The organism is Paraburkholderia sp. EB58, assembly GCF_050436665.1.
GTDB lineage: Bacteria > Pseudomonadota > Gammaproteobacteria > Burkholderiales > Burkholderiaceae > Paraburkholderia.
Window position 1 is genome coordinate 1 of record NZ_JBNDMQ010000037.1, and the last position, 22796, is coordinate 22796.

The following is a 22796-nucleotide window of genomic DNA, read 5'->3' on the forward strand; positions in this document are numbered from 1 at the left end:
TTAGGGGACTCTTTAAGATTCTTCTTCGGTTACATGGAGAGAGAGTCTCAAGTGTTCGTCTACATGCTGGGCCTCCAATCCCCTTGCTCCGTAGGTCATGCGAGACAATGGGAATTCGAGCGCCGGATGCTTTTGCGTTCGCGCCTCCCTCGCCATGGACGATCTCTTCGCCACTATAGGAAAAACGTCACCGCATGACTTGACACGAAACGACAATTCACGAGAAGCGTTCAAAGCCCCTCCTCCTGTCACACAGGTGTCCCACACGTCAGTGTGACAGACCCTGCCGCAGCAAGCTCCACACCCTCCTCTTACCGGATCGACCGGCACCCGTCGCATCGCGCAACCCATAGCTCGAAGGTGAACCGCTCCCCGGCGGCAGCGCGCTCATTAAACGTATCGGTGCCGGGAATTCTGACTTGCGTCTTCTAGACCCCATGTAATTCTGGATTTGTCCTGGCACACACCACACGCGGGGACGGCTGTCGGGTTGCATCCCAAGGATTATGTCCGGCTGACGAACAACCATAACCAGATGGAGTAACTCAATGCGCAACAAAGATCCGACGGGTTGGTCCGTCGCCTTCATAACGCATCCATGATGCGCCCGGCTCCCGTCCCCAAAACCGAATTACTCCGGCAAACCAGCTTATACAAGGACACCCTTATGAACAATGCCCCAAAGAGCCTCTGGCAGGTATTCGTCGATGAATGCCGACAGTGCCTCATCGACTACTTCACGCCATTCATCCTCCTCGCGCGGTGGCTACGACGCCGTACGCGCAAGTGAAACGTCAACGATACATGCATGGAGACACGAGATGGAAACCACACGCTTTACCGCAGCCAACGGCCGCGAGGTTGTCAAGGTCGTGACCGACTCGGGCGTCACCGGCTACATCGACGCCAGCATCCCGCCCGAGGCGATCGAAGCCTGGTACCGGCGCCTGAGCGCCGATCTCAGGCGCCCCATCGCACATGCGCGACGCATGCTGCGGCAGAACCAGCGTCGCGCGACCAGGCCGATGCGCAAACGCACGCACCGTAGGCGCCCCGGCCCTCGTCTGTGGCTGCCCAGACGAGGTCGCCCGCTCATTGTGCTTCGCTAGTCCGCATCAACTTGCTTTCTGACCCGCCCATGGGAACCTGGATCCGTTGCCGCACGACGAGTCGTCGAGACGGGACCGACGGATCCACTTCATTACCTAAACGGAGCCCCACATGCAAAACGATCAACAGCAAACGTCACTGTTTTCTTTCGTCCATCCGGACCATGCGTGCCTTCCCCGCCCCGTCAGGGCGCTCTGCAACACCGTCGCCACACTGTTGTTGTTCGCCCCGGTTTTTATTGCCTGCACCTCGTGCCTTGGAATCCTTCTGGGACTCGCTGGCCTGCAGGGCGCCTGCCCGGCCCTGGCGCAAAGTATTGCCCTCGGGGTAATCGACATGATCAAGGGCGGCGCAATCGGATTCACCGCCCTCCTTCTCACCAGAGACTTCTTCGAACGCGAGCAGTTCGCGCAGTTCATCCGCGACGACCTGTACCACATGATCGAGAACGAGATCATGCCCCTGTTTCGCTAGGCGTGCTGCGTCTCTCGACGCCCGGCTCCCACCGCTTTGCCATTGCTTCTTGCCTGCACGGAGAATCACTCATGATTGATGTCATCGTATTCACGGCTCGCCTGTTCCCTCCGATGCTGACCGGCTCCCTCATGGGTGCCGGCGTTGGATCGGTTCTTCACCTCCATGGCATGCACCGACTGCTCACGATGCTGGTCTGCACGGGACTGGCGTTCGCGCTCCACCGCTATGTCAGCATCGCCCGATGGCTGATGGCTACCGCGACCCTCGCCATGCTGGCGCTTGCAATCGGTCAGTATTCTGTGCTGCTTGCCGGTCTGCTCGGCGCCGGAATCGTACTGTGGCTGGCATTGCGCGCCAGGCAACGGTACCTCGCGACCAGACAACCCACCCAGCCGCCCGAACAACAGCCCGGCCCACGCTCGGGGGCGCAACATGCACCCAGCGAAGCGACGCCCCAGCGGGCGTATTTCCTGAACGATCGCGTACTGCGCGCGCGGTTCGCCTTTGACGCCATCACGGGGATGGCTGATACAAAGAACCGGCTGCTCAATGCGGCACGCGATGTCCTCTTCAACCCGGCGCAGGCGAGAAACGGCATCCTGCTCTCTGGCGAACCCGGAAATGGAAAAACCATGTTTGCCGAAGCACTCGCTGGCGAGTTGCAGATCCCCTTCTTCTCGATTTCCTACCAGGACATCGCCTCGAAGTGGGTCAATGAAACACCTGAGCGTGTGAAAGCGGCCTTCGCGCAGGCCACCCGCCTAGGTCAGGCCGTCTTCCTGATTGACGAGGTGGACGGGTTTATCAAGGCCAGGAGCGATTCCCATCATATGGATAGGGATTTGACGAACACGATGCTCACCGAAATCGTCCGACTGCGTGGCACCCGCATTATCCTGGTCGCCGCCACCAACGATCTCGACTGGTTGGACGGGGCCGCTGTGCGCGAGGGGCGTTTCGACTTCAAGATCGAAGTGCCATCGCCTGACGCGCCAGCGCGTGAAGCGCTCCTTTCCCGCACGGTCTTCAAGGCGCTCGGACCGAACGCCGTCAGCTTGCCCGTACTCAAGAGTCTCGCGGCCCGCTGGGAAGGGTTCAGTGCGGCGCGTCTGATGGCCATCGGGCCTCAGCTTGGCGACATGCGGCGTGAAGGTCTTTTCGGAAATGGAGTGGTGTCGTCCGAAATTGCCATGCAGGCCATGCGTCGCATCCAGGGATCGAGAGGACACCTGCCGGAGAAGGTCAAGACGGTAGACGAAATGATTATGCCCGTGGGCTCTCGTGACGAACTTAAACGCCTCGCACGGCGCCTGCGCCATATTCACCGCATGGAACAGCTCGGTGGCTCGCTTCCCCGTGGCGTACTGTTCTATGGCCCACCGGGCACCGGCAAGACGCAGGCCGCGATGGCCGTCGCAAAGTCCAGTGGGTGGGCGGTTCTCAAGACGACAGGCGCGGACCTCCTCGCCAGCCATTCCGCGTGGAACATGCTATTCCGACAGGCAAAGGACCTGCGACCCTGCATCGTCTTCATCGATGAGGCGGATGACGTCTTCAGGAATCGGGCCATGTCTGCGGTTGTGTCCGTGACCAACCGGATCCTTGCCGCGATCGACGGCGCCGATGGCCGCGTGCCTGATGTACTAATAATTGCGGCTACCAACCATCCGGAAGCGCTGGATCCGGCGGTGCTGCGCGGCGGCCGCCTCGAGCAGAAGATCCGCTTCGACGTGCCGTCACGTGAGTCGCTCGCGGCTTACATACGCTCCCAGCTGAAGCTCAAGGCGAGCGATACCTTCGCGATTTCCCGGCACACCGTAGAGTGCCTGGTCACGGCGCTCGAGGGCTGCTCGATCGCGGATACCGACGCCGTGTTGCAGCGGCTTATCGACGAGGCCGCGGCGCGACACATCGAATCGGGAGCCTCCACCATTACAACTGGCGATGTGCGTGCAGCGCTTTCGACACTGCACATTTCCGTCGGGTGATCCGTCTCCCCGTTCCATGGCGCTTTGAACTTTCGGGCCGCGCTCCTCGCACTGCGGGTCGACTCTTAACCCATATGCAGGCCGCCGGGCATTGTCACGTTGATGGCAGGTTTGAGGAAGACGCGGCGACAATCGCGGGCATGAAACGAACCACTTTGCCGCTGCGTACGTCGGTCACCGACACCATTTCCTATGCCGGCTACAGATTTCCGCCCGATGTGATCAGCTACGCGGTGTGGCTGTACGACCGCTTCCCGCTGAGCCTGCGCATGGTCGAGGAACTGCTGGCCGCACGCGGCATTGAATGCGCGAGAAGGTGATGCGCCGCTTCAAATCAGCGGGTCACCTGCAACGTTTCGCCTCGGTCCATGATCAGGTTGGCGATCTGTTCCCGCATTGTCGTTACCACAACAACGCAAAACAGAAGCGGGCGCTTCGCGCCGAGACCTTCGAAGCGTGGGAAAACGCGACGAGCGCTCCGATGCTGGGGTGACTCGCTGATTAAATTCGGTATCCTTATATACTACGTGTTCGAGCGCGTGTGGCTCGACAACTTGATAATACCCGCAGCAGTGCAGCACCACAAGAGCGGTGTGGCCGCATGAGCGAGCCGGAAAATTTCGTTGTGCAGGCGTAGCCCGCATCTGCCACGACCAGAGCCAAATCTGATCTGGGATGCTGCGTCAGAGAAGGAGAGTTGGTGCGTGTATAGGCGAGTCGGAAGTGAATGCAGGCGGTACGTGCACTCGGGTCGATCCGGGTTGTGCAAGGCAAAGGCGTCCTCGCGTATCGTCGAACCTGACGCGCACCGCCGCGAGACCCCGGACATCGCGCGCCTCGGTGCCGGAAGGTCCAAGTCATGACCATTTCTGCGCCGCCCACATATAGGCGCCTGTAGACAATCACTCAGGACTACCGGCCTGTGGACACTTCACGGGCAGCGAAGTGAAACAGGGAGTTGCCAGGAAGTCGAAAACGTTCGTCGAACAAGCCGGACGGGACGCAAAAATTGTCGATGCAATTCACTACGCCCGCTATGCCGTCGCCCGGTTTCACTCGCTGCCGATGACGATGGAGGGTAAGCAGTTTCACATGGACTTCTCGCGAGAGATCGCGAAGCTGACCGAGGCCATGGAATTGCTGGGCATCGACACATCGAAAGAGCTACTCGCCCCACGTTTCCCGGACGATTGGGACGGGTGACCACCATGGACCGCAGACCTTCACACGAATGCAAACCCAAGGCAAGCGTGGGATAACGCACATTCAAAACGAGCAAAAGGCTGGCAGCTGTTTTGCCTTTCCTTCTTGTCAGCCCGCACCGAACGCAGTAAGCCCAACGTCGTGTAGCCCGAAATCACTTCGCGCATAGCGACAAACTCGCCAACCCACGTCTTGGCGGAAATGTCGCCAAATCCGGGAGTGAATGTGACGGTCGAAAAGTAATAGGGCGTGAGCCAGTCGGAGCGGACGGTACAGGGTAGGTGGCGCCGGTCGGGGGGAACCTGCAAGTGAAAACGAGTAAGGTCGGTACCACGAATACCCGGCCCACGCCAGTCCGACCGTTTGCGAGGAAGCCTCAATAGACGGGCAACCAGGACCCACCGTCCCGGCCAGACAGCGAAGACGTTGCCGAACAGACTGAGTGCACTCGGCGATCTGAAGAGTCCAAGTGCAATGGCGGTAACGCTGCTGACAGTCTCCTTGCCGTTCTGGTTCAGGCTGAAACTAACCGACGAGAGGGTTTCGCTTGCAGAGGGATCCCCATTGATATACGATATGTATATCATGAAAAGGGGTATGAATGAGTCGAATCCTGGTTGACTTGCCCGACTCGCAGGTCGCGGAGTTGGCAGCCCTTGTGGAGGCTGAGCAACGTCCGCGCGCCGCTGTTATCCGTGATGCGATCGAGGCGTATATCTCGCAGCATAAGGCGGTCCTTGGGGCTGAGGTTTTCGGGCTATGGAAGAGCAAAAAGGTCGATGGCCTTGAGTACCAGCAGGAACTGCGCTCGGAATGGTAAAGGCTCTCTTCGATACCAACATTCTGATCGACTATCTCGGCGGCGTCGGTGCAGCAAAAAAAGAATTCGCACGATACGAGTACAAAGCGATCAGCACGATTACCTGGATGGAGGTACTCGTTGGGACAACAACAGATGACGAGGCGGCGATTCGTGCATGGCTTGGATCATTCGACGTGATCGCACTGGACACTCCGATTGCCAACCGTGCGGTCGAAATTCGCAAGCAGACGCGGATTCGCCTGCCCGATGCCATTGTGTGGGCGTCAGCCCAGGTAAATTCGCTGCTGCTGGTTTCGCGTAACACAAAGGATTTTCCTGCGGATGAACCCGGCGTGCGCGTGCCTTACAAACTCTAACGAAAGCCCCAGTACAGGGGTATTACGAAGTAAGGCGAAATAGCTAGCCATGAACCGTCAAGACGCTGACGGACTCGTCCTGCCCGTCAGAATCGCTTTGGAGCGGATCCGTCAGGGGAAAGCTGATCGCGACGCAACTGCGTGCATGGCGGAGATACTGCTGCTGACGGGATTTCTGACAGAGGGCGGCTTCGGGCGACTCGACAAGCCTTTCCTGAACGATGTAGAAAAGCGCCTGCTGGCCGAGATGACGCAAGGTGGCGTAGGTGGCGAATGGAAAATCGCGTCGGAGTTAGTCGACGCGCTTGTCGTCGTTGTCAATGAATACGACAGGCTGATGCGAGAACCGTGGGAACTCTCACCCGCCTACGACGTGACGTTCGCGCACAATCCGGTGGGCGACTGGACGAACCAGCATCTCATGTCGGTCAATGGCAAATTCAAGAATTTCACCGAGGATGACCTGCTGCAGGTGGCCGACCTGTTTGGAATGGTCGGCGCGGCGCAGACGATCATCAGAGACGTGCGCGAAGCGGTGAAGGCATGGCCGGACTTTGCGCAACAGGCTGGCGTTAGCGCCAGCGTCACCGCGGATATCGGGCGCCAGCACCTGCTCCTCCTCTAACGCGCGGACTCCGGTCGCGATGGACGAGCCGGCGCGCTACGCTGCCTGCAAGACCGGTTCGATGATGGCTAGCTCGGCGCCCGGCTTCCACTCTGGAGCGAGCGCGACCAAAGCCTCGCGCGCGCCCTTGCACGGATAGACGGGATAGTCCTTGCGCAGTCGTATCAGGTTGAAATACGCGTAGAGCCTGAACTCGCCGTCCCCCGGGCGGGTATAGACGCCGTAGCGAAGCCCGTCGGTCACAATCAGCCGGTGGCACCCCGGGCGCGTCTGTGCTGCGCATGCCCGCGTTGCCATCTCAAGGAGCGATGTTCGCCCAGCGACTATCGCCGCATCCGACGATGGGAGCACGAACATGTACTGGAAGTTATGCAGCGTCGACTCGACCGGAAGCCTGATGCAATGACCATCAGAAGAAGCACTGTCGAACACGTCTTCGGCACGCTGAAGCATTGGATGGGGCCACCCACTTCCTGACCCGGACGCTCGGACGGGTGAGCACGGAGATGAGTCTTCAGGTATTGGCCTACAACCTGAAACGCGTCCTGAATATACTGGGGGGCTGAGAAGAGGGCAAAGAACAGCCTCAGGGCAATCGCCAAAGCGGCCATCCCACAGTGCTCTCGAGATTGCAACATTTAACCCTAAGTCTTAAATGAAACAATATCGCACATCGCCCACTTGCACGTTTCTCGTCTCCTGGATACGATCCGTTCAGATTCTCCGCCGCTCAGCGGCACGAAGCAAACCGGTCCAAGACCGTGTGCATGAAGAAAAACCAGGTCAGTAGCTTCGGGTGACCGTAGCCGCTAATTGACCGGTCCGCAACACCGCATTGAATCTTTGTGCCACTACAACTTTGGCCAACTTCAATTGCGTTACGCGTCAATACAAAAGGTCGCTGTTTGGACACGCTGGTGGCTTTTGACCACCAGTTCAAAATTCGTATCGAAAAGTATCAGTGCTTCCAGGCAAATACCGCGTAACGGGTCTTAACCCGTTCATGCGCGGTCGACGCACACATATCGACGAACTTCGTCATTAAATCCGACGCTTCTTGCGCCAGCAGAATCGTCCGAGAAACAAAGTCGCGCCCCGCGGGGTCGCGCACGCCCGCCGAGGCGTCACCACCTTTCACTGCTTTTCAGTTTGACCCGATTCTCTGTGGCATCACGGAATCGGCGCCTTTGCCAGACACCTTGGGCAAGTGTCGTCCGTTGCATCCCGGGAATTCACCAGTGACAGACGCAGGCCCGTCACTGGAGGATCCCGTTTGACCCGGTCTGCTGTAGTGTGACCATTGTTTTGGAGGAGCGCCATCTCCTTGCAGTGACGGCGTCGGACGCAGGTGTCAACCTGCCACAACGTCCGTCGCGGCTCGGCCATGCGTTCTGTTCTAACACCCGGTTTCCAGATAATCTGACATCTTTCGGATGCCTATATATGCAGAACGACATTGATGTTTTTGGATGTGACGTTGGCTACTTCCAGGTGAAATGGGTGGTACGCCGTAACGGAGCGATCGAAACGGGAAATTATCCGTCAGTCGCCATTCGGAAGATGAGGTCGAGCACTGCGACGGCGACGGCGACCGCAGCCGACATGTTCATCGACCACAAGACAAACGTCGAGATCGAAATCGGCGACGTGACTTACGAAGTCGACACGTCGCCAGACAGCATCGCAGGATCGAGGACGGCCCGAGCCGAGACAGATAACTTTCCAAGGGAGGACGAGTACGCGGCCCTTGTCTTTGCGAGCCTGGTCGCGATCCAGGCAAGGAAGGTACGACTGATGGTACTAGGTCTGCCATTACACACGATGCGTCATGCCGAGTTTCTGAAACAACGCTTCGAGGGTACGCACAACCTTCGTCAACATGGAATTTGCACGGTAGAGAAGGTTGCAGTCATACCACAGCCTTTGGGTGCGCTCGCATACCTGCGGGTTGCAGCGCCCTTGGCGGCCACGCCGAGTACAACCGCATGCCTGGTCGACAGTGGATGGCACACGACTGACCTGATCACCGTCGAAAATGGAAAGAAAGTCGACCACGCCCGCAGCGTTGGCCGCCCCGGCGGCGCTGCTGTGGTAATCCGGGAAGTTGCGCGCCTGGTTGGTGAGTCGATCGGTGAACGTATCGAGAACATAGACCGGATCGATCGTGCGCTGCGATGCAGGCATCCCCTTCACGTCTACGGGAAAGCGGTCGATCTTCAGCCCTTTCTCCGCGATGCACTTCACGTTACATATCCCATCGTCAAAGCGCTCCTCACCGTAGTGGGGACCTGCGAGGACCTTGTCGTTTATGGAACCGGCGGCGCCGCGTGTTACTACGCCGATGCCCTTAAACGTACGCTCGGGTTCGACGTATATACCGTCGATCGTCCTCAGCTCGTCAACGCGATCGGGTTCGTTCTTGCTGGCGAAGCCGCGACGAAACCGCGGAGGATCTCATGAAATCCGTCCTGAAAATACAGCTCACGTTCAATGCTATCGAATATCCTGCATCCCTGCTTCCGCTCCTCGACATGCCTCCGTCCATCCGCGCCCGCTTCTGCAAGCAGGTGCTTGAACTGTTCTTTCGGGAAGGAGGCGCTAGGGACGGCATCTGGCCTGTACGGACGCCATCCGGAGTGAGGGGTGTCGGGGAAAGCAGAGGCCCGCAGTCTGCCCTCGCCAAGGCAGAACCTGAGGGATCAATCGAGCCTGAAATGTTTGATGATTCATTTGCAAGCCACTTCAAGTAGCGATGATTTGGACATACCCGCAAAATTGCTCCACTAACCGGCGAAGCCACAACGCGGATTTTGAATGCCATATCGACGTGCATTCAGTTTCCTGCTTTCCGTAAAGGCTTCGCGGTACTGACAATGATTGGCACGATGCGAGGACGACCGCTCTTTGTGTCGTAGAACGAATCCTGATCGTCGCGGGTAACCTACAAGAACTGCAAGCAGATCCAGATTCGGATCTCTTCGAGCCGGACAGCCGAAGGAAAGATAATTCGGCAAATCCGGAAAACGATCAACGCAGCAGACTCGAAGTGAGTCAACCGTGACCCCGATAGTTGCGTTTTTGGATCGGTTTATAAGGGCACGGGCATGCCTGCGTTCAATCCGGCTTCCTCTCCCCTTGGTCATCATGCCGAGTCATTGACGGGCAATAGCCATTTGGTTGCACACCTTCATTCTGCACCGAATATCCCCGGATTCGGCGCAGACGTTAGACGCGTCAAACGGCTCTCATGCGTCCAAGATGTTTGCCGTTTCCGCCTTCGATTCCGCGTAAGCCTTGAGGTACGTCTCGAGGGGCTGAACCATATCGGCCTTACGAATCCACGCGGCCCAATTTCCGACTTCCATCCAGATCAGGTTCATCGTTTCGATCGGCAATCGCTGTTCGATCATTATCTCGACGATAACGATGAGATGTTTTGGCTTAAGACCTGCGGGCTTACCAAGCTTGTAGCCACGTTCATATAACATGTCTGCGATCCTGGGGATAACGCTATGATGCATCTCGAAAATCCTTGAGCCATGCCGCCCACCTCGTTCATCTATGAGCGCGCGCATCTGCCGGTTAAGTTCCGCTCCCATCTAATTTTCTCCATTAGTACTCTTGATGATTTTACATTCGCGACTCGCTCGGGACGATTCGGGTCGTGGCGTGTGCAGAAACAATATCCCTATCTGAGAATCAAGTGAAGAGAAACCGGACGTTTTGCTGACGATATTGTTTCACGTAACGTCACTAGCACTGACTTCACCACGGTATCCAGGGTAAGGTACTTGAAAATGACACGGATACATTTTCATGGACAAGAGTTCGTACACCGATTCGACAACCCGCCTGACCTACCATCGTAGATGCAGGTACCAGACGACCGCTGAAAGCCTTGTCAAACGTCTATGTGTTTATGGCGCCAAGAAGAAGAAGCTTGGTGACGCCCATCGCCTGGTAATCCGTTCGCGGGGCACAGCCCGGGCGTATCAGATTTGCATCGCAAACTTTCTATCGTTTCGCGCCCAGGGTGGTGCGCCAGACCGTGGACCATACCTACGCGCCGAGTTCGACGAGTTCCTCTATCTAAACAGCCTGACATGGCAGCAAAAAACTGTTGACCAGCACTGGCAGGCGTTCATAAAGGTTTTCTCTTTAGAACTCCCGCGCTACAGGGCCTCCATGCCCAGCATGGTCAAGGGTCGCGCCTATACCCATGAAGAGTTTGAGAAAATTCTCGCGGTGGCAAGCTCCTTGCACCGCCTCTCTATTGCTCTGCTCTACTATTGCGGGCTTCGCACCGAAGAAATCTTGCGGATATCCGATCTTCACATTGACGCGCCGTCCCCGGATCGTCCATGGCGTCAGGACCTCTTCTTCGGGTTGCACGAAGTGATTATCTGTACCGTTACTGGAAAAGGCGGCCTTACCCGGAAGATAGCGGTCCCGGCGCACCTGTTTGCGCAGCTCAATCAGCAGCGACTTAACCAATCCCGCACCGTCTGCAATCGGGGGCAAGATTTCACGACACATTTTGGACTGGTCGGCGGTCAGGCGCTGTCGATGGCATTCACAAGGGCATCAAAGGCTGCGCTCGGCTTTAGTCTCGGTGCGCACGGCCTACGTTACTCCTACATCCAGCGCAGGCTGGCAGAGCTACGCGCGCTAGGTCTCTCAGATAGTCAATGCCTTGCTATCTGCAGCCAGGAGGTAGGACATTTTCGCGAGGACATCACGTTACACTATACGACTCCCAGGAGGCAGCCATGAGGCAGCGCGATCTCCCAACGGGCCTATTGGCCCGCGTTCAGCGAAGTGGGCGGACCTTCTTCTATTTCCGCGCCAACCCGATGGAAAAGGAAATTCCATTAGGATGTGATCGAGCCGCGGCGCTCGCACACTATCAGTCGATTCAACGGGAACGGTTGATCTCCGCGCACCCGGGTGGCCTGCGTGCACTTGATCTTGTTTCGCAGTTTCAGCGATGCAATACGCTCCCAGTCGAGCGTCACGGCAAGTCGAGGCGAAACAATGAACTCAAGGTTCTCGTGGATTTCTTTTCCGAGTTCGGCAACCCTAACATTACATCCCTGCCATCACAGCGTCAGTTTGAATCATGGGTGACGCGAAAGGACGATATCCGCAACTTCGATTCGGTGCGTCTGTTTCGGATGATCTGGTCATTTTTCACGAAACACGGATACATCGACAGTGAATGTCCGTGGAAATCCACTGGCCAACACCGTGAGCGTGTAACCCTTGAGCTTGCTGACATACTGTACCCTTACTCGCTCTCTCCGCTTAAGGAAATCTTTGAGGCCTTACTCACTCCCAACTGTGAGATGTCGTCGGTGGTAATGCCCGACGGTAAGGCTGCGCTAGCGATGGTCCGGGACGCCTTGCGCACATCCAAAGAAGCTGCGCGCAATGCACTAGCAGAGAGTTTTCGCAGCGATTTGGTTCCGGCTCTGCTAGATCTCGGCTACGAAACTTTATTTGCGGTCTTGTCGTCTCCGACCCGCATCAAGAATCTGCCGCCAGGGAAACTGATTCTCCTGGAACACAAGCGAACCGTCATCGCCACGTTACGACAAAAAGCCACAAGGGATGAGCCTATCCTCACTCATTAGTGGTTGACCCGTGGGTTGCGATGCAACAATTTAAGAATCGGAAAGACATGTCCCTCGACGAACGCCTAGTGGAGGCGCTGGCACCTCGCGCAATAAAAGTATTCGGCCACTGCGGGAAAATGACTGTCGAAGGAGGAAGTGACCATGTTAGCCCGCAACGCTATACCATCTTCACTGATCCAAGCGGCGAGGTCGATCCCGTCAAGATAGCAGCTGGCCTCAAGCGCGTTCTGGCGGACACAGAATTGGAAGAAATCTACCATACTGTTCTGGGCGAAACCCAACAGATGTTCGAAGAAATTCGGTCAATGAACCAAATCTTCTTCAGCACCCGCCAGTATTCAACAAGAAAGACAAGACGTCACTGACGTACTTGAGGGAGATCCCAGCGTTATTCACTAGGTCTGGAAACTTGCATCGCGGCAGGCGTGTATCGCCGCCTCCCGCGATCACTTCCTTCTCACCTAGCACCAATACAAGCTGGAAATACATATGCCCTAGACCGTGCGCGACGATCACATCCTGAACACCGACCGGCGTGGTTTTAAAATCATCTCTCCATCAACGGTCGCTTTCGAGGGGCAGCTGGACAAAGTCTCGACCCGGTGACGCTCGACGACATCGCACGCATGAAAGCAGACTTCGTCACTGCGATGAAACACGCGCTCGAGGCCGGCTTTCAGTGGCTTGACCTCATTTCGCGCACGTCTGACTTTCCAATTAATCTTGCTGTACTCATCGTAGGTTCCGACCCAAGCGACTACAATGATTCTCATCTGGTATGCCAGATTACTCATCATGCGATAGTCGTTGGCCACGGGACCCGACATAGGCGAGCTTCGCAAGCTCGACCAGTCAACGCTGACCAGCATTCATGCTGAGCACTGCGCAAACTAAGCTTTGGCGATGCAGCCTGCGACCACATCGACCACCTAATCACACCTTCGCGGTGTCCAGATGCATGCCTGAATGTCGCTGACCCACAACCGACCTTCGATCTCATGTACCTTAACAGTGGCTTCCAAGGTACAACGGCCGATCGCGCGGTGATGCCAGTCGGCGGGTAGTCGCCGAACGCAGTCCCGTGCTCCCTGTTCGGCGAACACCCGGCCGCATCGCAACGCGCCCGAACTTCTATTCTCGCCGGGCTCACACACTCGTCAGGGATATTGATTATCCACAACCAGCCTACCGGCTAATCATCGGAGCCCCTTTGTAGGGCGATATATGGGGCCAACGATTCCTCGTCTAGCCGGACACGCAACAGGATGTGCAACCTTGGCAGCAGGACTTGCTTGGTGTCACCGCCTGTTTTTGCTTAAACGCTCTCATTAGACGGCTGGCCGGGTTCGGACTCACTTCTGCCATTGACTGCCTCGTGGGGAGAACAGCGGCTTTTGGAGAACCAACTGTCGCCCGAACTTGTGTCCGGACCGCGTCCAGTGCTTCACTTTTAGCCCTTCTTGAACACGATGATCATGGTGTCGCCCGGCAAGCCGCATCCCCTTCGAGGCACCTTAGCCACTGGCCCAGGGCCGGACATAACGACCCATCCCTGTTGCAACATTTCGACAATATGGTCTTCCATCGTTTGCCTACTGCGCGTCTGTCGAAGATAGTAGGCGTTCAACATTTTCTCATACGTGAAAGTCTTGATTTTCATGGCACGTCCCTTCGCGTCGAGAATTGCAGCAGATATCAATGGATTTGCCCGGTCGACCGGCACCGCAGGGTTGGCCTGCGAAACTCCTTTTTCCTTCACAAGCTGCGGTGCGCTGCCCGCGACCATCGCCGCCGAGCGCACACACGGATCGCCGGCGAGATGTACGGCTATCACGGAGAAGGAAGGTGCGGGCAAGAGTCTGGTAGAACACAGTGCCTACGAAGAGCGGTGGTCGTTATGCCGAGGGCCGGGCGCGTGAAGCGCCGAGGGAATGCACTGGTGGGTAAATTATTGGGGTCATGGGAATCGTTGACTGTGGCAGAGCGCACTGAAGAGATCAAAAGCAACAAATGCGCGGCAGGCGGCGCATTGACAGGGGCCATGCTACCCGCGTGTGCAGTCGGCGTTCCGCATTCTGAATGCGGATGGATGGAATCGACGCGAGCGTCTGGCCTTAGGCCGATGACGAGACGTGCCTGGTCAGCGCGTCCAAGGCCCATTGTCTGGGTGGAACTGACGGTTGAATGTCGTCACGAGAACGCGGGCCAACGACCGTAGATGGCTGTACTGAGTCGGATGGCGATCGCCTCAGATCGATCCGATAGAGTCAGTCTGTTTTCTCTGAAGCGGGCACTCAATTCGCCGTGTTCTCCAGCCGCTAGGCCAAGCGACGGCTGCTGTCGTTCCGTCGCGCCGTGGCCATCGCTAGGCGGGCCGCTCCAGGTGGGCGCAAGCGCACTCGCGCTGGCTGGAAGGCATCAAGTTCGCCCGGCTGAAGCAACAGATTGTGCTACAGGAATATATCGACACGGTGCAGAGCTGTGGCAGCCGTGTGGCCAGCCCCGACCACGAAGTCGAGACGGCCGCGCAGGCCAGCGCGCTTTGGCCAGTGATCGAGGCGTTGATGGAGCTGCGCGGCATTATTCCGCTCGAGGCGTGACGGTGGTCGCGGAACTCGTTGAACTCGCACGGTTTGTCGGCGCGCCCCAACTGGTGGCGTATCTGGGCCTGGTGCCCAGCGAAGACTCGAGCGGCAAGCGCGAGCGCCGCGGTGGCATCACCAAGACCAGCAACAGCCACGTCCGGCGGGTACTCATCGAAGCAGCGTGGACCTATCGTCATGCCGCACGAACGACCGCGATCCCGCAGCGGCGCGCAAAGCGTAAACCGCCGGAAGTCCAGAAGATCGCATGGTCGGCGCAAAAGCGGCTGTGTCAGAGTTTTCGAAACCTGATGGCACGCAGGAAGCTCAAAAACCAGGTCTGTACCGCCACTGCGCGCGAGCTCGTCGGCTTTATCTGGGTTATCGGGCAAGATGTCGCCCCCCAAGCCGGGCTTAGCCGGCACATGCGGTTAGTTGATACGCAACAGGATATTTCGGCCAAGACCACGCAACGGTGGGAGAACCCTGGCGGCGACACTAGGAGGCAACTGGAAACAGCACAACCCTCGAAACTAGAGTGAGGCAGCTCCCCGACGTTTCGTTTGTCATGCGGTTACAAACCCGCGCATATGAGAATGATCAGCCGTCGGATAACCGCCTTGCCCTCGCCCAGGCACCCTGTGTTGACGACCGTCATAAAGACGGTCTCGCATAGTCGTGAGCGTGCAAGTGTCGCCCCTCACGACCAATGTGTAACATGGAAAACCGACGTCGCGTCAACGGTCCGCTACGCCGGGCTGACGTCCGTCCTTGACCCGTGAAACTTCGGGGAACCACGTTTTGGCATTTGACACGGTCCATTCATGTCAGTGTTCTTTTCGTTAAACTGAACAAAACCGGACTTCAAGTTTTGACTTTTCCGCAGGACCTTGGCATAGTGCATTTACCGCTTGCGGAATGACTCAGAGAAAATCCGGTTTAACAGTGCTCTAGCTAGTCCGAGCCCCTCTGTCAAAACCGGTCTATGACGTAATGAATTGACCGTCTAGGCACTGCTGGGCGATCCAGATGAGGTCTCGCGCGTCCAATTTCGACCTGCATCTCGCCCTCAAAAACGAGCACACGAAGGTCGTGCGCTGCAATCGTCGTGCACTCACACGAGCAACCACGAACCAAGGACCCGATCTACCGGGCCTGCGTTCATATTTGCCGTTATATGAAACAAATTCCTATCCTGCCCATAGCAGAGTACGGCACGAATCGATAGTCGGCCTGCCCGGCGCCGCTTTTCGCCTAATCGCCTGACGGTTGAAGATTAGGTGAAGAGTCGCGAATTCCTGCCCGTCGGTCTCTGGCCAGTGCGCGGCCCCGATCCCCTTGAAAACGTAACCTTGCACCAACTATTTGGCGCAGGCGATTGCGCGATTGCACTCGTTCCTTGCGATCACAGGGCAGCGTGTTTCTAACAATCACCATCAAACGATGCCTCAGCGCGGCCACCGCCGCCCGGCAAGTCCATTTAGTCAGTCTTGCCAAATCAACAGAAAGGCGTCACCCCGCGGATCAGTTGCGGGCGCATTTCTGGGCGCTTCCGTTTTGCTGGAGGCATTGTTGGATAACTGCGTCATGGAGCTTTAGATGGTAGAAGCACGGAAGAAACAGCGTCGTCAACGCGCAATGGTGGGCGATCGCCCCAGCGTGCGCGCGGTCTTTGTCAAAGCCCACCAGGAGCGGCTTAAGGGGAAAAATCCTCTGACCACTTCGCTGCAGGCAGTTGCATGCCGCGTCAAACATGAGACTGGTATTGAAATCAGTCGTTCGACGGTGCGAAACAACCTGATCGCCCACAACCTGTATGGGCCGTGGGAAAGAGAGGCCGCGAAGTAAAAGGATTATTGATGGTCCTTCCTACCTAATCTTAGGAGGGACCATCTTTCATATCAGGCATGGTACGGCACAGATTCCAGATTCTTTATGTATTCAACATAACGAACTTTCACTGACATTTTTTTAAGAATCGACTGCAAAGAAAGTCAACTAACATTACATCAGTCAAAGTTCCCTCGACATTTTTCACTAACCCCTCCCCTATTCTCAAGGATTTTTATGAGCTCAAGTTATCAAAACTTCCGTTTGGTCGACTCTGTCGCATCGACGCTCCATGGCTTCCGCTTCGGGATGGCGCCGGCCAACTTGATTGACGTGAAATCAGTCGTCGCCGCTGCGATCGAGGAATACGAGCCTCATGTGGATACGGAGGTCTTTTCACTCGTCACTCACTGTGCCAGCGAAATCCGGTCGAGGGAAAGGTACCGTCAGTTTCAAAGGAAGTTCAGCAAACCATGCTGGTCTCGCGTGACAAAATCCGCAACACTCATTGCATACGACGCCGCACCACTTCGCGAACCTGACTATGAACCACTGGTCACAGTTTGTAGTTATCCTCACGCATCAACCGCTGACCCGTGGACCGCCATGCAGATTTTTCAAGGCGGGCAAGATCTATCGCTCGACCAACAGTTGGTGAAGTCGTTGGAACCTCGCGCTACGGAATTGTTCTACGGATACGGAAAAATGACTGTGGAGGGAGGAAGTGACTACATCAGCCCACAGCGCTACACCATCTTCCCGAGTCCAGATGGACGAATTGATTCCGTGAGGATCGCGACGGGGCTCTCTCTCCTCCTGGCGGATATTCAACTGGAGGAGACTTACCAGACTGTTCTAAAAGAAACGAAACAGTTGCTTATCGAAATGCGTTCGACGAATCCCAATGTGTTCAGCGCCGATCCGGTCCGGCAAGCGGCCGGGAAGGCGATTCGTTGACATACTTTCCGGGAAATCCCAGCGTTCTTCATTAAATCTGTTAACCGACTCGCGGCAGGCATCCATGCCCGCCTGTCGCGGTCTTTCCTTAAGTTCGCCCGATAGCACACAGGCTGTCAAGCTGTCGTGGCCGCGTTCGGCGATACAGTTGAGGCCGCGGCTGTCGTGCGGACGATGTCGACGGGTCTGTGCCTATCCGCGTATCAAACACGATTCCCCCGTCATAATCGCTAGCGCGGAGCGAAAACATCTCAGCAGGCAATCCGCCATGGCGGATTTGAAGCTCGTGGCGTAGCGCCTTCCGTGAGTCCTATCCGAAATCCCGCTGCGCCAGGCGTTCCCTGCCCCTGACGCAGCCACGCGCTCCCGCGTCGACCCACAGATGGATCTGACCAATGATTTGTGAGAGGCCTTGACAACTTCCTGCTCATAGAAGCCATCCGCCATTGGGCATCCGGCCCTGCGTATGGGCCACCCGCCGCCAGATGCGCAGGCGCTCGAGCAGGACCGGCGAGATCATGGCGTAGCGGTCGCGGCGGCCTTGACCTGCTCGATGCGCAGCGTCATGCGGTGTCCGATTTGCGGCGTCCGATTCGACGCATCACGCTGTTGCGCGCTTCGATTAAGACATGGTTGCCTGCGCGTTGGCTTATCGCCCCCTCTGCTCCACCGTTGACCTGAACGATCTGCGCCGTCACGTGAATGACTTCTGGCGAGGCTAGTCATCCGATGGTGCCGCGATATCGGCGGGGCCTTCCGCGCGGCCATTCAGCGGCTCGGAAATCTTGCAGCTCTGCCGAGCCTCCTACAACGCGGTTCCGAAGAATCCCGGGTCCTCGACGTAGCCCGGTGCAATGACACTACGACGATGCCCTGCGGGCCCAGAGTCTTGAAAAGGTCATGGCAGTACAGATAGAGCGCAGCCTTCGAGGCTCCGTAGCACCCTTGGCCCAAGCCGCGTAAAGCGGCAATCGAACTGGTAAAGACAATGCGCCCACCCGGCGCACGAAACTGGTCCACGAGCGCTTCTGTCAACAACACCGCAGACAAGGTGTTATTGCAAAGACGGTCGCTCCATCTGTGCCATACCGGCGAGGGCATCTGCATAGTGTGCGGCGGGAACCCGGCGCAGCACATGGCCTCCTGCCGTATTCACGAGGACATCGATCACGGGAAATCGCTGCGGCAGCAAAGCGCGGGCGCGTTCAACCTGATCGGGCGGTGCAAGGTCGGCGTGTCGGGCTTATCTGTCGAAGACCGTCGACGACGCCCAGATGATCGCCGCGATCCAGCAGGTCGCCGCCGGACTCAAGTAATGAGTCTGGCGATGACCGAGGCGCTGGCCGACTACGTGTCCTTCGGCGGCGAACGGTTGCCGCACGAAAGGCTCTTCGAGCGCGAGTACCAGACGCTGTGCACGCTCGCGTCCGGCAAGCAGCTGACCGACGTCGCGAACGCGTCGTCGCTGTCGGTGAAAACGGTAGGCGCGTACCGCACGCCTCTGTTTGAGAAGATGAAGCTCACCAACAATGCCGAACCCAGGTTCTGCGTGATGACCAATCGGCTCGTCGACCTCAATCCGGCGATGGCCGGCTAGCAATCGGCTTTGGCGTTCAGCCGCGGGCAGGACGCCGGTTCATCGACAAACCGGTTCCTGCCCGTTCGTCGTGCTCGCGGGCGAATTCTCTTTGCACCGCCCTTTGTCGCGCAAACACACGCCCCGAACGCGGGCACTTCGGTGACATCGCCCCTTCATGGGCTCGTTCTTAAAAGCCTCCGCTGAACCGCTTTTTGCACGCCGTCCGCTAGAACTCAAGGTTTTCCCGGCATTTTGCGCATAAAACTTGCGCTTTACAGGAGCCCTTCTTGGATGTCCCTCTTCCGCAAGACAAATATCGAACACATGCGGGCGGCCAGCCAGAGCGCCGGTCTGAAGAAGGCACTTGGCGCGCTTGATCTGACCATCCTCCGCGTTTGCGCGATTATCAGCACGGGGATTTTCGTGCTGACCGGCACGGGCGCGGTTCAGCGGGCCCGGCGCTGAGGTGTCGTTTCTGATCGCGGCGATCGCGTACGGATTCCCGGCGCTCGCGTATGCCGAATCGCGTTGACTTGTCGGTTGCTTGCCTCTTCAGCGGAACGCCGCGCCATGCGCGCGCGGACAAGGCGCCAAACCGCGCGGTCTTTGCCCTGATTCAAACACAGCAGCACCCGCGTACCTTCCTCTCGTTAGGAGCCCAGGTCAGTAGCTCGAAGGGGGATTCGCTGCCCTGGGTATTCGAATGTTATCGGCTCAACCGCCTTGGCAATTCGTTGGCGGCCTAGTTTAAGGCTAGCGCCAGTTGTTGGGGACTGGCATCAACAGCCCCGAGTTCGGATTGGGCGATCTCCTGGGGATTTCGAAGGCCCGGAATCCCCACCCAACCCCATAGGCGGCAAACTATAGGGCTTCCGCATGCACGACCGGGCGGCTAAGTTTGACTGTAGTCGGATTCACGGCGGCTCCTTGGACGTGCTCTTTACCCTAATTCTGTACTTCTGCTTGCCTAGACGGTAGGTGTCTGGCGACGAACAGACTCGTTCATAGCCAGACAAAACGAATCTGGAGGTAAGTCATCGTGAAGTCCCTTATTCAGGCTGTTGTTGCCGCTGCCCTCGCGCACCACTGCTCCGGTCATGTCGTTCGCTCAGCAGTCGAACGCCCCTGTCACCCATGCGCAAGTGCGCGCGGAGCTCGTTCAGCTCGAAAAGGCTGGCTACAATCCGTGCTGCGGCAAAGATCCGTATTACCCGGCCGCCATCCAGGCTGCTGTTGCCCGCGTAGCGGCGAAAAATGCGAAAACCACGACACCAGCGTCGCCAGCTTAACGACCAAGAGTCGAAGGCCAGGAAGCTCCGAGCTATCCACGGAATGTGTTTGCGACGATCAGATCACGCCTGGCCCCTCGCACCTCAAGCTCAACTTCTGCGCCCGCGATGGGGGGGCGCGCTCGGTAGACGACCACTCCCTGACGCAGCGACTCACCCAAGCCGCCGAGCAGCTTCTCGCCAAAGAGATCGGGAATCTCATGCACATGGAAGATCACGATCTGATTCGCGTCTTTCCATGACAGCCCCAGTTCTATCAGCCTGGCACCGATGGCGTCGATGGTGTAGCGGGCGCGCTGCTGCATGGCTGCCGGGCTAGTGTCTCCATCGGCGATGATGGTGCCATCCTGGGCAATGTCCGCCGAGCCAGTCAGGCAGAAGCCGCCTTCCGTCGATGCCGTGGGTGCGGTGTAGCTGAAGGCGCAGAGGGAGGCTGTTTCCGGCGCATGGTCCGCCAGAGCGATGTTCGAGCGGCACACCCCGCTCAAGTCACCATACATCAGCCCCCAGCGGCGCAATTGTTCGCGGTACGGAGTGTTGAAGTCGGACCAGTCCTTTCTCGTCAGCGGCGCAGGCACGCGCATTTCGGTTCCACAGACAGCCTGCACCGGCCGTCCCACGCTCTTCAGGTAGGCCTCAATGAAGGGGTAGCCCTGGTCCAGCGGCAGCCACGTCTGCAATTGCACGCGCACCACTTCGAAGCCTTCATCGGGCACGATGCCGGGGCAATGCGCCACGCCACCGGGCAGGAGCCTGTAGTTGCCCGCCTTGTTGTGGAGCAGCGATATCGAGGGAGCAGCCGGGCGCAAGCAATCTTGAGGCATCGTTGTATTCCTCCAAAATAGAGACTGGATGAATTGCAGTGACAGCAACGCCGACAATGCGGACCGCGAGGCTCATGCATTTTTTGCGGCATGCTGAATGAATTTACTGCGTTGGATCAGCTGGATATTCGCTTCCTCCTCCATGCATCTTTGGGCCGGCTATACAGTTGCCAGCACTGTCACCCACGGCTTGTGGCTTTTTCCAGTCCGAGGTGACACGAGCTGCAAGATTCGCGGTAGCGAGTGAATGCCCTGCGGCGTGCAAGTCTCGAACGGGCCGAGCGTGAGCGACCCAATGCCAACCATTGCCAATGGCCAAAGACACAATGTCCAGATCCGTCTTAAGGCGTCTCCCGATCTGGTCAGGCGTGAATTCCAATGTCATCGCATCCTTGCCCGTCCTCTCATGCACATTTAAAGAACTGCCAGCCAGCCACCATCGACATAAATTATCTGGCCGTTGACATAGCTCGATGCCGCTGACGATAAATACAGCGCCGTGCCGACCAGCTCTTCAGGTTGTGCCCAGCGCTGCGCGGGGCTGGTGCTTTTCACCCAGGTGTCGAACTCAACATTCCGGATCAACGCCGTGTTCATCTCGGTCAGGATGTAGCCCGGGCCAATGGCATTTGCCTGGATGTTGAAAGCGGCCCACTCCGCCGCCATCGAGCGGGTAAGCAGTTTGACTCCCCCTTTCGCCGCCGAGTAGGCACCAATGCTTTTTCGACCCGCCTCGCTCGCGATCGAGCCGAGGTTGATGATCTTGCCACCCTTGCCGCGCGCGATCATGCGTTTCGCGGCCTCCTTTGAGACAATGAATGCACTGGTCAGATTCGCGTCGATGACGCGCTGCCACTCGCTCAGTTCAACATCGAGAAGCAGATTTCTGACATTGATTCCGGCATTGTTGATCAGAATATCGACCTGGATGTTCTGCGAATCCCAATGCGCGAAGGCGTCGGCGACGGCGACTTCATCCGTCACATCGAAGGCACGCCCAAGCACGTCGAGATCCTTTGCCTTGAGTTTGGCGACAGCCTCTGCCACGGTATCGGCGCTTGTGCCGTTGAGAATCACTTTCGCCCCTGCCTTGGCCAACCCCTCCGCAAGCGCGAACCCGATTCCACGCGAGGAACCGGTAACGACAGCGGTTCGCCCTTTGAGATCAAATAGATGTGACATTCACTTCCTCCTTGCCCTTCTGCAGTTGAGTACCCCGATCGGGAAAGCCCCCGCCGGTCGCCCAGTTCTGGTGATCAATTTCAAAAATCAGGACCTGCACATCTGCCTCGGGGCATTTCGCGATACGTGCCATCTCCCGAGTGAAGACATCAACCAGCTCGCGCTTTTGGTCCTCCGTGCGCCCGGACAACATCTCGATGCGAATAATCGGCACGCCAACTCCCTTTCGATAAATGGTCAGCCGCGACCGGGCAAATCCTGGCAGTGAAAACGACCCGTGAAGGCTATGCTGGCCCGCGCTGCTTGTGCCGCCGGTTCTACGTTCAACGAATACG

Annotated in this window: 23 protein-coding genes and 7 pseudogenes; 22 read left to right on the forward strand and 8 right to left on the reverse strand. The window is 57.6% G+C overall.

What is annotated here, in order from left to right:
* The first annotated feature begins 667 nt into the window (after window positions 1-667).
* From P3T40_RS36080 to P3T40_RS36125, 10 genes and pseudogenes are all read left to right on the forward strand, one after another.
* The gene (locus P3T40_RS36080) at window positions 668-790 is read left to right on the forward strand and encodes a hypothetical protein (RefSeq protein WP_429272480.1); all 123 of its coding nucleotides are present in this window, start codon (window positions 668-670) and stop codon (window positions 788-790) included.
* A gap of 31 nt (window positions 791-821) precedes the next feature.
* On the forward strand, window positions 822-1109 hold the full coding sequence (locus P3T40_RS36085) for a hypothetical protein (RefSeq protein ID WP_429272481.1): 288 nt from the start codon (window positions 822-824) through the stop codon (window positions 1107-1109).
* A 112-nt stretch (window positions 1110-1221) separates the two neighbouring features.
* Window positions 1222-1584: a hypothetical protein gene (locus P3T40_RS36090; RefSeq protein ID WP_429272482.1), complete on the forward strand. Its 363-nt coding sequence runs from the start codon at window positions 1222-1224 to the stop codon at window positions 1582-1584.
* Window positions 1585-1586: 2 nt separating this feature from the next.
* Window positions 1587-3575, forward strand: coding sequence for an AAA family ATPase (locus tag P3T40_RS36095; protein WP_429272483.1), 1989 nt, complete (start codon window positions 1587-1589; stop codon window positions 3573-3575).
* 140 nt (window positions 3576-3715) lie between these two features.
* Window positions 3716-3877, forward strand: a pseudogene (locus P3T40_RS36100) (IS6 family transposase); the annotation flags it as partial.
* Between the two features lie 17 nt (window positions 3878-3894).
* Window positions 3895-4068, forward strand: a complete 174-nt coding sequence (locus P3T40_RS36105; protein ID WP_429272484.1) for a hypothetical protein — start codon at window positions 3895-3897, stop codon at window positions 4066-4068.
* Window positions 4069-4520: 452 nt separating this feature from the next.
* Window positions 4521-4778, forward strand: coding sequence for a hypothetical protein (locus tag P3T40_RS36110; protein WP_429272485.1), 258 nt, complete (start codon window positions 4521-4523; stop codon window positions 4776-4778).
* Window positions 4779-5379: 601 nt separating this feature from the next.
* Window positions 5380-5598 carry a ribbon-helix-helix protein, CopG family gene (locus P3T40_RS36115; RefSeq protein WP_429272486.1) on the forward strand — a complete coding sequence of 73 codons (219 nt, stop codon included), beginning with the start codon at window positions 5380-5382 and terminating at the stop codon, window positions 5596-5598.
* The gene (locus P3T40_RS36120; RefSeq protein ID WP_429272487.1) at window positions 5592-5957 is read left to right on the forward strand and encodes a type II toxin-antitoxin system VapC family toxin; all 366 of its coding nucleotides are present in this window, start codon (window positions 5592-5594) and stop codon (window positions 5955-5957) included. Before P3T40_RS36115 ends, P3T40_RS36120 begins: the two co-directional genes overlap by 7 nt.
* A gap of 49 nt (window positions 5958-6006) precedes the next feature.
* Window positions 6007-6582, forward strand: a complete 576-nt coding sequence (locus P3T40_RS36125; protein ID WP_429272488.1) for a hypothetical protein — start codon at window positions 6007-6009, stop codon at window positions 6580-6582.
* A 36-nt stretch (window positions 6583-6618) separates the two neighbouring features.
* Here P3T40_RS36125 and P3T40_RS36130 read toward each other — a convergent pair whose 3' ends face one another.
* Window positions 6619-6825 (reverse strand): hypothetical protein, encoded by a 207-nt coding sequence (locus P3T40_RS36130; RefSeq protein ID WP_429272489.1) that lies wholly within the window; start codon window positions 6823-6825, stop codon window positions 6619-6621.
* Between the two features lie 39 nt (window positions 6826-6864).
* Here P3T40_RS36130 and P3T40_RS36135 point away from each other — a divergent pair.
* The 3 genes and pseudogenes from P3T40_RS36135 to P3T40_RS36145 form a co-directional block, all read left to right on the forward strand.
* Window positions 6865-7148: pseudogene (locus P3T40_RS36135) on the forward strand (transposase); the annotation flags it as partial.
* Between the two features lie 877 nt (window positions 7149-8025).
* Complete coding sequence (locus tag P3T40_RS36140) at window positions 8026-9042, forward strand: hypothetical protein (protein ID WP_429272490.1); 1017 nt, start codon at window positions 8026-8028, stop codon at window positions 9040-9042.
* On the forward strand, window positions 9039-9332 hold the full coding sequence (locus tag P3T40_RS36145) for a hypothetical protein (protein ID WP_429272491.1): 294 nt from the start codon (window positions 9039-9041) through the stop codon (window positions 9330-9332). Before P3T40_RS36140 ends, P3T40_RS36145 begins: the two co-directional genes overlap by 4 nt.
* 495 nt (window positions 9333-9827) lie before the next feature.
* On the opposite strand, the gene P3T40_RS36150 is transcribed toward P3T40_RS36145, so the two are convergent.
* Complete coding sequence (locus P3T40_RS36150) at window positions 9828-10181, reverse strand: hypothetical protein (RefSeq protein ID WP_429272492.1); 354 nt, start codon at window positions 10179-10181, stop codon at window positions 9828-9830.
* Window positions 10182-10398: 217 nt separating this feature from the next.
* On the opposite strand from P3T40_RS36150, the gene P3T40_RS36155 reads away from it, so the two are divergent.
* The 3 genes from P3T40_RS36155 to P3T40_RS36165 are packed head-to-tail and all read left to right on the forward strand — an operon-like array spanning window position 10399 to window position 12583.
* Window positions 10399-11355 carry a hypothetical protein gene (locus tag P3T40_RS36155; RefSeq protein ID WP_429272493.1) on the forward strand — a complete coding sequence of 319 codons (957 nt, stop codon included), beginning with the start codon at window positions 10399-10401 and terminating at the stop codon, window positions 11353-11355.
* Window positions 11352-12215 carry a hypothetical protein gene (locus P3T40_RS36160; protein WP_429272494.1) on the forward strand — a complete coding sequence of 288 codons (864 nt, stop codon included), beginning with the start codon at window positions 11352-11354 and terminating at the stop codon, window positions 12213-12215. The genes P3T40_RS36155 and P3T40_RS36160 overlap by 4 nt, the downstream gene beginning before the upstream one ends.
* Before the next feature lie 47 nt (window positions 12216-12262).
* On the forward strand, window positions 12263-12583 hold the full coding sequence (locus P3T40_RS36165) for a hypothetical protein (protein ID WP_429272495.1): 321 nt from the start codon (window positions 12263-12265) through the stop codon (window positions 12581-12583).
* Between the two features lie 1085 nt (window positions 12584-13668).
* Here P3T40_RS36165 and P3T40_RS36170 read toward each other — a convergent pair.
* Entirely contained in the window at window positions 13669-14019 is a 351-nt protein-coding gene (locus P3T40_RS36170; RefSeq protein ID WP_429272496.1) for a hypothetical protein, read from the reverse strand.
* 521 nt (window positions 14020-14540) lie between these two features.
* Here P3T40_RS36170 and P3T40_RS36175 point away from each other — a divergent pair.
* From P3T40_RS36175 to P3T40_RS36185, 3 genes and pseudogenes are all read left to right on the forward strand, one after another.
* A pseudogene (locus tag P3T40_RS36175) lies at window positions 14541-15192 on the forward strand (transposase); the annotation flags it as partial.
* A gap of 1207 nt (window positions 15193-16399) precedes the next feature.
* Window positions 16400-16648 (forward strand): hypothetical protein, encoded by a 249-nt coding sequence (locus P3T40_RS36180; RefSeq protein WP_429272497.1) that lies wholly within the window; start codon window positions 16400-16402, stop codon window positions 16646-16648.
* A 219-nt stretch (window positions 16649-16867) separates the two neighbouring features.
* Window positions 16868-17587, forward strand: coding sequence for a hypothetical protein (locus tag P3T40_RS36185; protein WP_429272498.1), 720 nt, complete (start codon window positions 16868-16870; stop codon window positions 17585-17587).
* 433 nt (window positions 17588-18020) lie between these two features.
* On the opposite strand, the pseudogene P3T40_RS36190 reads toward P3T40_RS36185, so the two are convergent.
* Together P3T40_RS36190 and P3T40_RS36195 are read right to left on the reverse strand one after the other, a co-directional pair.
* A pseudogene (locus P3T40_RS36190) lies at window positions 18021-18157 on the reverse strand (integrase); the annotation flags it as partial.
* A gap of 198 nt (window positions 18158-18355) precedes the next feature.
* Window positions 18356-18724, reverse strand: coding sequence for an SDR family NAD(P)-dependent oxidoreductase (locus P3T40_RS36195; RefSeq protein ID WP_429272499.1), 369 nt, complete (start codon window positions 18722-18724; stop codon window positions 18356-18358).
* A gap of 104 nt (window positions 18725-18828) precedes the next feature.
* Here P3T40_RS36195 and P3T40_RS36200 point away from each other — a divergent pair.
* From P3T40_RS36200 to P3T40_RS36210, 3 pseudogenes are all read left to right on the forward strand, one after another.
* A pseudogene (locus tag P3T40_RS36200) lies at window positions 18829-19184 on the forward strand (LuxR C-terminal-related transcriptional regulator); the annotation flags it as partial.
* A 273-nt stretch (window positions 19185-19457) separates the two neighbouring features.
* Window positions 19458-19689, forward strand: a pseudogene (locus P3T40_RS36205) (amino acid permease); the annotation flags it as partial.
* Between the two features lie 516 nt (window positions 19690-20205).
* Window positions 20206-20455, forward strand: a pseudogene (locus tag P3T40_RS36210) (DUF4148 domain-containing protein).
* A 32-nt stretch (window positions 20456-20487) separates the two neighbouring features.
* On the opposite strand, the gene cnbZ reads toward P3T40_RS36210, so the two are convergent.
* The 3 genes from cnbZ to P3T40_RS36225 all read right to left on the reverse strand — a co-directional run bounded on the left by cnbZ (window position 20488) and on the right by P3T40_RS36225 (window position 22675).
* A complete protein-coding gene (gene cnbZ / locus P3T40_RS36215) occupies window positions 20488-21279 on the reverse strand; it encodes a 2-amino-5-chloromuconate deaminase CnbZ (protein ID WP_429272500.1) in 792 nt (263 codons plus the stop codon).
* Between the two features lie 414 nt (window positions 21280-21693).
* Window positions 21694-22461, reverse strand: coding sequence for an SDR family oxidoreductase (locus tag P3T40_RS36220; RefSeq protein WP_429272501.1), 768 nt, complete (start codon window positions 22459-22461; stop codon window positions 21694-21696).
* The gene (locus tag P3T40_RS36225) at window positions 22445-22675 is read right to left on the reverse strand and encodes a tautomerase family protein (RefSeq protein ID WP_429272502.1); all 231 of its coding nucleotides are present in this window, start codon (window positions 22673-22675) and stop codon (window positions 22445-22447) included. The genes P3T40_RS36220 and P3T40_RS36225 overlap by 17 nt, the downstream gene beginning before the upstream one ends.
* Window positions 22676-22796: the final 121 nt, after the last annotated feature.

What these genes read in the sequence shown, in the direction of transcription:
- P3T40_RS36080 (WP_429272480.1), top strand. Translation starts at nt 668, where the DNA reads ATGAACAATGCCCCAAAGAGCCTCTGGCAGGTATTCGTCGATGAATGC.
- P3T40_RS36085 (WP_429272481.1), top strand. Translation starts at nt 822, where the DNA reads ATGGAAACCACACGCTTTACCGCAGCCAACGGCCGCGAGGTTGTCAAG.
- P3T40_RS36090 (WP_429272482.1), top strand. Translation starts at nt 1,222, where the DNA reads ATGCAAAACGATCAACAGCAAACGTCACTGTTTTCTTTCGTCCATCCG.
- P3T40_RS36105 (WP_429272484.1), top strand. Translation starts at nt 3,895, where the DNA reads ATGCGCCGCTTCAAATCAGCGGGTCACCTGCAACGTTTCGCCTCGGTC.
- P3T40_RS36115 (WP_429272486.1), top strand. Translation starts at nt 5,380, where the DNA reads ATGAGTCGAATCCTGGTTGACTTGCCCGACTCGCAGGTCGCGGAGTTG.
- P3T40_RS36120 (WP_429272487.1), top strand. Translation starts at nt 5,592, where the DNA reads ATGGTAAAGGCTCTCTTCGATACCAACATTCTGATCGACTATCTCGGC.
- P3T40_RS36125 (WP_429272488.1), top strand. Translation starts at nt 6,007, where the DNA reads ATGAACCGTCAAGACGCTGACGGACTCGTCCTGCCCGTCAGAATCGCT.
- P3T40_RS36140 (WP_429272490.1), top strand. Translation starts at nt 8,026, where the DNA reads ATGCAGAACGACATTGATGTTTTTGGATGTGACGTTGGCTACTTCCAG.
- P3T40_RS36145 (WP_429272491.1), top strand. Translation starts at nt 9,039, where the DNA reads ATGAAATCCGTCCTGAAAATACAGCTCACGTTCAATGCTATCGAATAT.
- P3T40_RS36150 (WP_429272492.1), bottom strand. Translation starts at nt 10,181, where the DNA reads ATGGGAGCGGAACTTAACCGGCAGATGCGCGCGCTCATAGATGAACGA.
- P3T40_RS36155 (WP_429272493.1), top strand. Translation starts at nt 10,399, where the DNA reads ATGGACAAGAGTTCGTACACCGATTCGACAACCCGCCTGACCTACCAT.
- P3T40_RS36160 (WP_429272494.1), top strand. Translation starts at nt 11,352, where the DNA reads ATGAGGCAGCGCGATCTCCCAACGGGCCTATTGGCCCGCGTTCAGCGA.
- P3T40_RS36165 (WP_429272495.1), top strand. Translation starts at nt 12,263, where the DNA reads ATGTCCCTCGACGAACGCCTAGTGGAGGCGCTGGCACCTCGCGCAATA.
- P3T40_RS36180 (WP_429272497.1), top strand. Translation starts at nt 16,400, where the DNA reads ATGGTAGAAGCACGGAAGAAACAGCGTCGTCAACGCGCAATGGTGGGC.
- P3T40_RS36185 (WP_429272498.1), top strand. Translation starts at nt 16,868, where the DNA reads ATGAGCTCAAGTTATCAAAACTTCCGTTTGGTCGACTCTGTCGCATCG.
- P3T40_RS36195 (WP_429272499.1), bottom strand. Translation starts at nt 18,724, where the DNA reads ATGTGCTGCGCCGGGTTCCCGCCGCACACTATGCAGATGCCCTCGCCG.
- cnbZ (WP_429272500.1), bottom strand. Translation starts at nt 21,279, where the DNA reads ATGCCTCAAGATTGCTTGCGCCCGGCTGCTCCCTCGATATCGCTGCTC.
- P3T40_RS36220 (WP_429272501.1), bottom strand. Translation starts at nt 22,461, where the DNA reads ATGTCACATCTATTTGATCTCAAAGGGCGAACCGCTGTCGTTACCGGT.